The organism is Magnetococcales bacterium (assembly GCA_015228815.1).
Taxonomy (GTDB): domain Bacteria; phylum Pseudomonadota; class Magnetococcia; order Magnetococcales; family UBA8363; genus UBA8363.
Window position 1 is genome coordinate 1 of the sequence record JADGCV010000028.1, and the last position, 11436, is coordinate 11436.

Annotated in this window: 8 protein-coding genes; 2 read left to right on the plus strand and 6 right to left on the minus strand. The window is 55.8% G+C overall.

From position 1 onward, the window contains the following. Nucleotides 1-31: 31 nt before the first annotated feature. Nucleotides 32-1084: a hypothetical protein gene (locus HQL76_12155; GenBank protein ID MBF0109918.1), complete on the minus strand. Its 1053-nt coding sequence runs from the start codon at nucleotides 1082-1084 to the stop codon at nucleotides 32-34. A 202-nt stretch (nucleotides 1085-1286) separates the two neighbouring features. Between HQL76_12155 and HQL76_12160 the strand changes: the two genes are divergently transcribed. After that, nucleotides 1287-1880 (plus strand): HD domain-containing protein, encoded by a 594-nt coding sequence (locus HQL76_12160; protein ID MBF0109919.1) that lies wholly within the window; start codon nucleotides 1287-1289, stop codon nucleotides 1878-1880. A gap of 160 nt (nucleotides 1881-2040) precedes the next feature. Continuing rightward, nucleotides 2041-3114 (plus strand): cell division protein ZapE, encoded by a 1074-nt coding sequence (gene zapE, locus HQL76_12165; protein ID MBF0109920.1) that lies wholly within the window; start codon nucleotides 2041-2043, stop codon nucleotides 3112-3114. Between the two features lie 91 nt (nucleotides 3115-3205). Here the strand turns inward: zapE and HQL76_12170 are convergent, their stop codons facing one another. From HQL76_12170 to HQL76_12190, 5 genes are all read right to left on the minus strand, one after another. Beyond that, the gene (locus tag HQL76_12170; GenBank protein ID MBF0109921.1) at nucleotides 3206-4966 is read right to left on the minus strand and encodes a GGDEF domain-containing protein; all 1761 of its coding nucleotides are present in this window, start codon (nucleotides 4964-4966) and stop codon (nucleotides 3206-3208) included. 117 nt (nucleotides 4967-5083) lie between these two features. Beyond that, entirely contained in the window at nucleotides 5084-7192 is a 2109-nt protein-coding gene (locus HQL76_12175) for an HlyD family efflux transporter periplasmic adaptor subunit (GenBank protein MBF0109922.1), read from the minus strand. Then, nucleotides 7189-8556, minus strand: a complete 1368-nt coding sequence (locus tag HQL76_12180; GenBank protein ID MBF0109923.1) for an HlyD family efflux transporter periplasmic adaptor subunit — start codon at nucleotides 8554-8556, stop codon at nucleotides 7189-7191. The genes HQL76_12175 and HQL76_12180 overlap by 4 nt, the downstream gene beginning before the upstream one ends. Beyond that, nucleotides 8553-9434 (minus strand): efflux RND transporter periplasmic adaptor subunit, encoded by an 882-nt coding sequence (locus HQL76_12185; GenBank protein MBF0109924.1) that lies wholly within the window; start codon nucleotides 9432-9434, stop codon nucleotides 8553-8555. The genes HQL76_12180 and HQL76_12185 overlap by 4 nt, the downstream gene beginning before the upstream one ends. Further along, nucleotides 9398-11257 (minus strand): TolC family protein, encoded by a 1860-nt coding sequence (locus tag HQL76_12190; GenBank protein ID MBF0109925.1) that lies wholly within the window; start codon nucleotides 11255-11257, stop codon nucleotides 9398-9400. The genes HQL76_12185 and HQL76_12190 overlap by 37 nt, the downstream gene beginning before the upstream one ends. Nucleotides 11258-11436 lie beyond the last annotated feature (179 nt).

Below are 11436 nucleotides of genomic sequence, written 5' to 3' on the forward strand. Positions count from 1 at the left end.
TTCATTAATAATTTAGAAAAATCAATCAAATTTAGGAACTTCCACTTTTTTTCCTAAAAAAGTGTCCGGTAGTGAAGCCGTGGTAAACACGTACATGACCATCGACATACAGATAGCCAGCTTCGTCCGGGTCTCCTTCCATCCAGGTTTTGGCAAGTTCCTTCATCCACGCTTCTGGATTGCCTGTACTGGCCATGAGGCTGATCTTTTCCCTCAGGGTGCGTACTTCTGGTGCGCGGTCCAGGCCGATGACTTTGCCAAATTCACCGGGCGGAATATGGCGCAAACCTTCTGGACGACGGATACGGGCCAGAGCCATAAAGCCGAGGGTGAGCAAAATGTGCAGGCAGTTGTAGAAGCCGTTGGGCAATTTTAGGTGTTTGCCGATGCCACTCAGAAGACCGTTGGCGCATAGACTCGGCAATCCGGCCAGAAGACCGCCCATGCTCACATCGGCGCATAATTCAAAACGGCTGACGGCACTTTGAGCAAGACCAATGGCGGCGAACATGCGTTCGTCGGCACGGGTGCAGGCGGTTCCGATACCATTGGCGGCCTGGGCATCTGCTTGGCTTCGCTCGGCTTTGGTACTCCCGGAGGGTTCTGCTTGGTCCCTTGATGGACAATCTCCGGGAAGTATAACCCGCTTTTGCGTGATGGCCTTGCGTAGAGTGGATTCTCCGACCTTAGCACGTCGGGCAACTTCGGCGGGTCTGTGCCCATCTGCCAAGAGTCTCTCGCATTCGGCGATTTTATCCTTGCTCAGAACGCGGGGCTTGTATTGGATCGAACTGGTCATGAAAAAAGAACCTGGTCCTTCTTCCCGATATTGCTTCGTCCAGTTCATCAGGGTGCGGTGTGCAAGACTTAAAGGTGTTTGTTCCAACTCAAATGCGCGTACATGGCCGTTGACCATCAGGCTGGCGATTGCAAAACGCTCTCCGCCTTTGTCACCTTCGCTGTGGGAAAAGTAGTTGTCGCTGCCGATAAAATAGGTGACGTGACCGTCTCTTCTGAGAATGCTCAGGCTTGCACCGATCTTCTCGGCACCTTCTGGGAACCCAGGTAAAAATGGCTGACGCATCTCCGCTCGCTTTCCAGGCTTGACCGTTGGTAGTCACCGCAGAGAGTTTACCACCGAAACCAGCGAATCAAAGTGCCGTCATGAATTCCGGCTAATTGGTGGAAATACCGTCCGGGATCAGGAAGTCTGACGTTATATTCTGCGCGCCGCCCGCACCGCCCAGTCTTTGGCGGATCGGGAACTGGAATTGTTGCACACCCGGATGCAGATCATCAGGCGTCTGGGGCAGGCGGCGGAATATCGCGACAACGAGACTGGAATGCACATTCAGCGGATGAGCCATTATTCGGTATTGATTGGCAAGGCGCTGGGTTTGTCAGCCGGGGAACAGGAACTGCTGCTTCATGCCGCCCCTATGCATGACATTGGCAAGATTGGCATTCCGGACAGCATTCTGTTGAAACCGGGAAAACTGACACCGGAGGAGTTTGACATCATGAAGACCCATACCCTTCTGGGTGGGCAACTTCTGGATCAGGATCCCGCTCCTTTGTTGCGGGCGGCCTGTGAGATTGCTCTGAGCCACCATGAACGCTGGGATGGCCGTGGTTATCCCAATGGTTTGGCTGGAGAGGCGATTCCCCTGATGGGGCGCATTTGCAGTTTGGCGGATGTTTTCGACGCGCTTCTTTCCAGGAGGCCGTACAAACAGCCCTGGAGTGTGGAGCAGGCGGTCGAGGAAATCGGCAGATGTTCCGGGACTGCCTTCGAGCCGGGGATCGTTGCGGTTTTCCACGACATCCTGCCGCGGATTCTCGAAGTGAAGGAAGCCTTTCCCGATCAGGGGCAGCCTTGAGGGACGTTTGGTTGACAGCATTCCCGATTGGCGTATCATTGCGTTTGACAAGGTCTTTGACCTTTGTTAAACCCGGACCGGTATTCATTGTTTTCTTCAAACCGCTTCGACGCCCTGCCGGGGCGTTGTCCATTGAGACGCAACCCTTCGGAAATCCAACATGTCCGAGAAGATCATGAAAAAACCCAGCGCCCACTACCGTGAGCAGTTGCTTGGCGGGGCCTTGACCGAGGACATCGATCAGGCCGCGACCTTGCCGTATCTGGACGGTTTGGTGGAAGCCCTGGAGCGTCCGGTGACGAGGATCGCCTACAAGGGGGTGCTGGTCTGGCGCTATGAGGATGGGGCTCCGGAACCCCGTGGACTCTACCTGCATGGGCCGGTGGGCCGTGGAAAATCGATGCTCATGCAGTCGGTATTCGATTCGGTCTCGTTTTCCGAGAAGAGACGGGTCCATTTTCATCCCTTCATGGACGAACTGCATCAGCGCCTCCACAAGGCCAAACCGGAGGTCAATGTCGATGTGATGCTTTATATCGCCAGCACCATCGCCATGGAATCAAGATTGCTTTGCTTCGACGAGTTTTTCATCGATCATATCGCCGATGGCATGCTTCTGGGCCGGTTGCTCGATGCCCTGTTCCAATGCGGGGTGACCCTGTGCGCCACTTCCAACTGGGAACCGGACAATCTGTTCAAGGGGGGATACAATCGGGCAAGTTTTCTTCCATTGCTCAACATCATCAAAAAAAACATCGAACCTCTGGATCTTTCCAGTGGCGCGGATTGGCGGCGCAAGGGGGGGGGAACCGCGAGCCTCAAGGAAGGGTCGCCCGAGGATGAGTTTACGCGCCTGGCGGGGCAACAGGCCCGTCCGGAACTGGTGACTTTGGGACGTCATGAAATCGGCGCAAGGGGGCGGCAGGGCGGGCTTTTCTGGTTTGACTTTCGTGAATTATGCATGCGTCCCCTGGGGGTTGCCGAATTCATGGACCTGTGCGGGATGGCGACGACACTTTTGATCTCCGGCATTCCCGACCTTCGGGCCAATGTGGTCGATTCCGCCTCCCGTTTTGTCATCCTGGTCGATCTTTTGTATGAATCGAGAATTCCGTTGCGTCTTTACAGTGACCTGGAGTTCGACGACCTCTGTCCCGAGGGACCGGTGGCGTTCGAGTTTCGCCGGGCGGCGTCCCGTTGCGTCGAACTGATGCGGTTCAACGGTACCGTTTGACCGGTGGAGCAACCGTTCATACTCCCCTTGACAGGATTCCCACTGAGCAGGGAATGACGGAGTCTGAACGGTGATCCGGTGGATGATCTATTCAGACCTCACGCTCCACCCTGTTTCTCCCGCGATTCTTCGCGGAATAAAGAGCCTTGTCAGCCCGACCGACCAATACGTTGACAGTGTCATCGTCCGTGCATTGACTCACTCCAAAACTTGCTGTGACATTGCCAACATCATTGAATGGATTTTTTTCAATGATTCGGCGTATTTTTTCTGCAATTTCATAGGCCCCTTCCAGTCTTGTTTCAGAGCAGATCAACATGAATTCTTCTCCACCCCATCGCCCGAATACATCGGTATCTCGTACATGAGACCGAATCAGCTCTGCGATTTTGCACAGCACAGCATCTCCAACATTGTGCCCGAATCGATCGTTGATGCTTTTAAATTTATCGACATCACCCAGGACGACAGAAAAAACATTTCCATACCTGTTGTATGATTTCATCAATTCAGACAGCGTCGCATCAAGTTTGTATCGGTTATAGACCCCAGTCAGCCTGTCGGTCATGTAGAGTCTTTCCAATTGTGAGTTCTTGACATCAAGATCTTTGGCATACTGTTCCATTTCACGATATGAGTCATCACGTTCTTTTGTAACAGTATTTGCAAAATGTGTGATTGCCTGGAAAATTTTTCTTGGTGAAACGTCAAGAAGATTTGGACCTGATGTTTCCTGATGCCTGGGAAGGATATATTGGCGAGGTACAGGATTTTCGCTGATACCGACAAACGTCATTGTGTTGTTCAATACCTCATGATGACCTTCTTCATGGGTAAAATATTCTCCGTAGGTAAAGAATCCTGAAACTGGTGCAATTCTTGAGACTGCCGCGATTTCCTGGTCGATACTCTTGTGCAATATTTTTTTCCGACCGCCACAACTGAACATCCAGATTGATTCGATATGGTTTTCAACTTTGCCATCAAGATAGGCATCATCGAGAAGCATGTCTACATTGGCGTAACCAAATACGACGTGCTCTCCAACATTCATTATTCCTGAGAAATGGCATGATCCTGTTGTTTCATCAATATCAAGGAGAATACGGGAAATGTACATGTTCCCTCGTTTTATCATTAGAGGAAAAACACTGCTTATTGAGATTAGATTGTCCTCGGTAACGCCGCCAAAATAATATCTATATAAATCAGTCACCTTATACCCATTGATGGTGCGCACAATATTCATATGGGAGTCTGTGATAATCATTTCACTTCCCATAGGTTCCCAATTAAATTTCATGAATTGTTTTACAAATAGTGATTCACCAGAAATAGAAACAACGACGGCTCCGTTTCCAATAATATCTTTTCCGTGGAAAATGAGACTTTCTTTCAATCGATCATTATCTCCGGCGCAGCCACCCACAACGATGGCGGATGGCGCGATGTGTCCAAGACACGTCAATAGTTCCGAAGGAATGACATCGATGCCAGCGCTTAGCAGAAGAAACATCTTTGTATTTTTGTTGACAATGCACCCAACATTGGATATTTCGCCATCAATCAATACGGATGCGGCAACTTGGCTTGAGTTAAACGCTGAAAATGAGATAATCACACTGTCTGACTGCGATGCGCCATCAATAATTTCTCCAGTTGTTGTTGCCCCAACAATAATGGCATCAGGAAGATATTGATGAAGCTCTGACAAGATATTATAAATAAATCCTCTGTCAAGGACGCCGGAATATACCTGGACAAGAAGGTTTCCCAGCTTATGGATATCGTTTTCGAGTATAAAATTCCGAATTTTTTGTCCACCCCTATAGATGGTATTAAATACCTTCATGATGCACCTCACATAGAGAAATATTGAACTTTCTGTTGATGACTCTGTGACTGGTAGACATGACATCAATTGGTGGCATGATGCAGGGCGTGTCACACCAGGGTTGGTCGAATCGGGTCACATTTTCCACTCCCGGACCAGGACCATGAGCATCATTGCCCCCCAGCGTCGCGCCAGGGACTGGGGGTGCGCCTCCAGATGCACCACCCCCCGTTGACGCAACGGTGGCTTCATGGACGCACCCGTTCCCTGGAGGCGGATCCGGAACAGCGCTTCCTCGGGAACCAGAAGGCCGTTTTGTTCCACCACCTTGACGGGACCGCCGAACAACGAAGCGAGCAATGGTTCGTCCATGTCGGTGATGCCCATCGTTTCGGTGGACGTGCGCTGAATGGCGATGGGGGGCATCTCCGCCACATCGGCGATGAACCATCCCTTGGCCTCGGGACCGACCCGTTTGAGAACCTCCTCGGCGAGAAAGGCATCCACCGAAAAACGTTCCCGACGTATCACCGTCGCCAGGTGTTCACCGGAGCGCAACCAGGTCCCCACGGCCAGATCGGGGGAGACATCGACCAGTGTTCCTGCAAAGGGAGCCGACAGGATCAGGCGTTCCAGGGTGGACTGAATGCCTGCCAGGGAGGCGGCGCTGCGTTCCCGTTCACCTTGGGCAACCCGCACCCGCCGTGCCCAGTCCAGATCCAATCCGCCGATGGCGCGTTCCCGTTCCGCATGATCCAGGCGGACCTGATGCAATTTTCTTGAGTGTTCAAGTTCGGGAGCGTCAAGCACGAACAAGGCCTGCCCCTGGACCACCGTTCCGGAAGGGGGAAGATCCATGCCTGCCAGGCGGGCGGGACGCGGGGCATAGAGGTGGACCAGCGCCTCTCCCTGAAGAAGGGCCGGGGCGGTGATGTGTCCCGACCACGGCCACAGCGCCAGCGCCATCAGTCCGCTGACCAGCAGCGGCAGACGTAAGCGCGAGCGCGCCTGACTGAAGACCCCGGGCCATTTTTTCAGCTCTCTTCCCAGGGGCAGCAGAATGAACCAGCCGATTTCGACCGCAAACAGGGCGATTCCCACCACCTTGATGAAAAAATGATAGACCAACAAGGCAATGCCAAGAAACAGCAACAATCGGTACATCCAGGTCGCCACGGCGAAGACGACGAGAAACCGGGTCATGACCGGTGAAATTTGTTCCGGAGGCGGGGTCATTGGGTTGAACAGGAGTTTTCGTAACCACCAGCGTCCCATATCGAAGGCGCGTTGGTGCAGATTGGCGAGGTCCAACGCATCGGACAGGACAAAGTAACCATCGAATCGCATGAATGGCGAAAGGTTGATGGCCAGGGTCGTGGCCAAAGAGGTGGTGGCGATCCAGAAGGCGATGTCCCGAGCGCTTCCCCCTGGCAACACGTTCCACGCCAGGAGGGCCAGAACGGCCAGGCCCCCTTCCGCCACGACACCGCCCGAGGCGATGGCAAGACGGCGTCGGCGATCGTCGAGTTTCCAGGCTTCGGTGGTGTCGGTATACAGCATCGGCAGAAGTACCAGAAACGCTACCCCCATGGTCGGAACCCGGCAACCCGCCTGTTTGGCGGTGTAGGCATGTCCCAGTTCATGAATGCTTTTGACCGCCATCAGGGTCAGGCCGTAGCCGAAAAGGCTGTTCAGACCCAGATGAGCGAGAAGTGTCGCCTGGAAATGGTCCCACTGTCGCAACAGCAGAAAAACGTCGATCCCTGCCAGACCGATCATGACCCAGAGAAAAGGGAGGGAAAAAAATGGCGCCACCCAGGGCAGGGTGCGATCGAGAAATGAATCCGGTCGAACCAGGGGAATGCGGAAAAACAGGTAATGATGCAACAACCACTGGAGCCACGGACCTTTTTCCGACGTGACCCTGTGCGCCAGTCGGCGGCTCCCGGCGGGATGGACCGATCGTGTCAGATGGTTGTCGGCGAGAAACCGGGACAACGCCGTCACATCTCTTTCTTCCAGGTCCAAAGTCGTTTCCTGGGCAATGCGTTCGAGGATTCGCGAGACATTCCCTTCGTGCCAGCGGGAAAGGATTTCGAAGGCGACCCAATCGATGCGGAAGAAATGATTCCTCCCAGGATCGGCCAGTGTCCAGGAGGGGGAACCATCGCGGGCCGGCGGGGCTGGCCTGAGGATCACCTCCTGGCGCAATTTGGGCAGGGGTCCGGAGGCCGTCGCCATCATTGTCCCAACCATTGACGGATAAGCGCGATCGGTCGCCGCATCATCCACCAACCCACCGTGACCGTCTCCCCTGCGATCCGTGCGGTCCCTTTGAGTCCCAGGCGGGGTGGCGGGAGCGCATCGATGAAACGGGCGCGCATTCGGTAACTCACGAGGTCACCCGGTCGAACCTCCGCCTCGTAGGCGAGCATGCGCATGCGCGCTGTCCGTGGATGCAGGGGATCGATGTTGAGGAACAACGTGACGGCAACTTCTTCGGGCAGTGGAATCAGGTCTCCAGGGGCAATCCAGGCTTCGATTTCCACATCCTGTTCCGAGGCGATGGTCAGGATTTTCTCTCCTGTGACCACGGGACGGCCAATCCAACTCTGGGTATCGCCGAAGAGGGCGAGACCCGCCCGAGTCGCTTTGACCCGGCAGCGTCCGAGCAATTCCCTCAATCCTTCCGCCTCCAGTTTTTTTTCTTCCACCCGGCCCGACAGAATGGCCAGTTGTCCCTTGGAGCGCGGATCCTGCAATGCCGATTGCGTTGTGATGTGGTATTCCGATTCGGCGATGGCCAGGCTTTTCTCGGCGATTTCCAATCGGCTGCTCAATGTGGTGTCATCAAGATCGAAAAGTGGTTGTCCGGGAACGACCAGGGTATTGGGTGCGACATGAAAATGTTCTACCACCCCATCCATGGGGGAACGCACCACCTCCGGATGACTGGGGACGACTTCGGCGGGGGCCAGTGCCGTCAGCGGAATCCGGAAGGCGAGGAGAATCCCCAGGGAGAGGACCGTCAGGAGACGCCATTTCCACGACCGTTGCCACCGCCACCAGGAAAATTTTTGTCGGAGCCGCTCCCGACAATGCCACGCATGGCCGTAAATGCCTGCCAGATGGTCAAGGATTTCCCCTTCGGCTTCGACAAACGGGGTCTCGCGCGCCAGAAGCAACCATCCTTTTCGCACCGCTGCCGATTTCAAGGGAAGGGCGATGGCATGGGGCGGCAACCATTCGCGCCATCCTTCGGCAATGGCTTCGGGGGCCTCGTCCAACGACATCGGAATCGGGGTCGTGGCGGATGCCTTGTCCAGCGGTACAAACAGCTGCCGCAACCACAGGACAAAGGGGGCCCCTGGTTCGGCCCTGGGAATGCCCGACAACGCAACCACCTTTCGTTCGGTACCGCACCACAACACCCCTTGCCGATAGGGTGCCAATGAATAAGTTTCATTGACCATCACAAAAAACAATTCCGCAAGCGATCCTGCTTCCCGCGTCCGCTCGGCCAATCGCAGGAGAACGACCAGGGGTGGGGGCGAGGAGCGGGTGTTTCCGGTCGGTTCAACGTCGATGGGTTGAACCGGACCGGTCATGGCGGGACCGTGGGCGGGGGATTCAGCATGACGCGACCGCTCATTCCGGGGAGAAGGTCGGTAGGCTTTTCCTGAAACCGACCGGTGACCTTGATCGATTGGCTGACCGCATCGACCCGTGCGCCGATGCGCAGCACCTGGGCGGGATAGTCACGTCCGGTTTCATCGACCTGCAGGACGAAGGGAAGATGGGGTGACATCCAGCGCAACCATCGGGAAGGGACGATGAACTCGATTTCCATGGCGCTGTCGTCGATGAGGTCCAGGATGGCCTGACCGGCCTGGACGTACTGGTGCTGCCGTCCTTTTTGTTCGGCAACCCGTCCTGAAAAAGGGGCCAGAAGAATACACTTGGCAACGGTTGCCGTCATCAGGGCGACTTCGGCACGGGCCTTTGCCGCCTCGGCGGCGCTCGTGACCTCTTCCATGCGGCCTGCCGATTTCATCTCCACCAGTCGTGCGTTGACCGCGGATACTTTTTCTGCCGCCGCGAGGACCACCCTGGCTTTTTGCAGTTGTGCCTGCTGAATGGCACAATCGAGGGTGACCAAGGGCTCCCCCGCTTTGAATCGCCCCCCTTCCGCGACATGAATGCGTACCAGCCGCGCCGGCAATTCGCTGGAGAGGGTCGTATAATCCCTGGGAAGAATCTGGGCCCGCAGGCTGTCGGCATGCAGCGCATCCGGCAAGGCGGATGGAGCGGGTCGATCCGCAGCGACCGGAATGGTTACCGATTCCGTCGGCGGCTGCGATGGCGCAGAGAAGGTTGCCGCCACTGCCTCCTGGAAAAACCCGGAGAGGAGCGGGAACAGGATCGAGATGACCTTGATCGTCCCTGGCTTCATGGGGTTCGGGTGACGACGGAGGCGGCGATCCATGCCCCATCGCCGATCCGCAACCATGCGCCATCCGGGCTGGAATCCTGAATCACGACGGGCTGATTGCTGTTCAGGCTTCGAATCCTGCGATAATGGTGGCCTGGGCCGGAGCGGACATGGGCGCGGGTGTGGACGATCCCCGAGTTCGAGGGGACGGAGCTACCGGTTCCGGACGTCGATGAAAAACTTTTATTCCCCTTGGCGGCGACTTCGGGGGCTGGGGACTTGGAGGTGGCATCATGGGGCAGTCGCTTCAAGGACTGAGAATCGGATTTGGGGTGCGTTGGGTTGCCAACCCGATCACTCTTTGGCCGATCAGGGGATGATTGCCCGTCGAACGCCTGCCGGACCAGCCAGGCATCGACCCTTCGGGTCAGATCCGAAAGAGTCCCCTCCTGGATGGATCCCACGTTCGGATCCTGACCTGTCGTTGCCATCATCCGCCCCACGGCCCCATGGGTCAGGGCCAGGGCATGGTAGTAACGCAATTCCGCCAGCACGGCGCTGGTATCGCTGGCGATCCGGTCGATCAGGCTTTGAGATTCCTGCGCCTCCCGGTTGCGCATGTGCCGGGCGATTTCCTTCTCCACCTCGAACAGCGCTTGCGCCCGTTTCAACTGGGTCGTGGCGATTTCGTACTGGTGATGGGCGATATGAACCTGGGACAGAAGTGCCATGCGCAATGCCAGCCGTTTGATCTTAAGGACTTCCTCGTTGGATTTGTCATAGGCCCAGCGATCGGGAGCCGACAAAAGGTTCATGAGGTTCCAGGTGACCCGAAGTCCCGTTTCATACCAATCCTTGTTGAGGGTGTAGCTGTTGTCGTCCCGTTTGCGCGAGGCGGACAGGGAAATTCCCGGGAACAGTTTCAGCAGGCTTTTTCGGGTTTCATCGACGACGATCCGTCCCTGATAGGCCATTTCACGCATGTCGGGTTGGTTGATCAGGGCCGATTCTTCCATTGTTTCCAGAGGCATCGTCCAGGTCGGGGTCTGCCGCGGATCATCGGGCACTTCCAGGGTATAGTCCGTGCCGGGGGGGAGGGTGATCATGGCGGCCAATTCCACTTTGGCCGTCGCCATTTCCTGAAGAATCGACTCCAACTGACGCATGCTTTCCAGCAAGGTTTTGCGGTAGCGCAGAAAGTCCAATGGGGCCTTGAGCGCGCTCTTTTCCGCTTTGTGTGCGTCTTCCAGGGCCGTTTCGGCCTGTTGGATGATGGCCGCGACCCTGGGTTTCAGTTGTTGGGCGGCGACCACGCGCCAGTAGGCCGATCGTGCCTCCTGGATCAGATTCTGGATGACCTTGCGTTCCCGTTCGCGGGCGATGAGCTGCCGGTCGGCATTCTGACGGGCGTTGAAATAACTGACGCCAAAATCGAGAATATTCCACGAAAGGTCCAGATCGGAGGTGATGTGTTCCCGGTCCTGGGAGGTGGAGACTTCCAGGGATTGGTTTCCGGTCAACATGGAACGACTGCTGGAGGCGCTGTCGTTGGAACGTCCCGAATAGGCGCTGCCGGCGGCAAGTTTTGGCAACAGTTCGAATTTGTCCAGTTTTGTCAGATCCAGCGCCTGGGCCTCCTCGACCACCTTGACCCGGTGGTCCAGGTTGTATCTCAGGGCGCGGGCGATCACCTCGGGCAGCGACAACGGTTTTTCGATCCGGGCGACCGGCCCGAACATGCGCTCCAGATCCACCTTGCGTGACGTTTCCATTTCGCCGACGGTCAACGTTTGTGGCGTGACCACGCAGCCGGCGGTCAGCAATGCGGCGAGAAACAGATATTTGGGAAAAAATCGGGAACGTGGCGAACGTTTCATTTCTGTCATCGGACGATGAACCCAAGGTCAGAGGTGCAAAGGCATTTTTTCGCCATCTTTAACTCCAGGGATGGGCCTGATCAAACCGTTCCCCGGCGCCGAAACCGAAGGCTGGGGATTGGAACCGGTTATGAGGGCATGCCAGAGGCCATTTCAATTGTCTGTAGGTATTTTTCGAA

What these genes read in the sequence shown, in the direction of transcription:
- HQL76_12155 (MBF0109918.1), bottom strand. Translation starts at nt 1,084, where the DNA reads ATGCGTCAGCCATTTTTACCTGGGTTCCCAGAAGGTGCCGAGAAGATC.
- HQL76_12160 (MBF0109919.1), top strand. Translation starts at nt 1,287, where the DNA reads ATGCAGATCATCAGGCGTCTGGGGCAGGCGGCGGAATATCGCGACAAC.
- HQL76_12175 (MBF0109922.1), bottom strand. Translation starts at nt 7,192, where the DNA reads ATGATGGCGACGGCCTCCGGACCCCTGCCCAAATTGCGCCAGGAGGTG.
- HQL76_12190 (MBF0109925.1), bottom strand. Translation starts at nt 11,257, where the DNA reads ATGAAACGTTCGCCACGTTCCCGATTTTTTCCCAAATATCTGTTTCTC.
- HQL76_12185 (MBF0109924.1), bottom strand. Translation starts at nt 9,434, where the DNA reads ATGGATCGCCGCCTCCGTCGTCACCCGAACCCCATGAAGCCAGGGACG.
- HQL76_12170 (MBF0109921.1), bottom strand. Translation starts at nt 4,966, where the DNA reads ATGAAGGTATTTAATACCATCTATAGGGGTGGACAAAAAATTCGGAAT.
- HQL76_12180 (MBF0109923.1), bottom strand. Translation starts at nt 8,556, where the DNA reads ATGACCGGTCCGGTTCAACCCATCGACGTTGAACCGACCGGAAACACC.
- zapE (MBF0109920.1), top strand. Translation starts at nt 2,041, where the DNA reads ATGTCCGAGAAGATCATGAAAAAACCCAGCGCCCACTACCGTGAGCAG.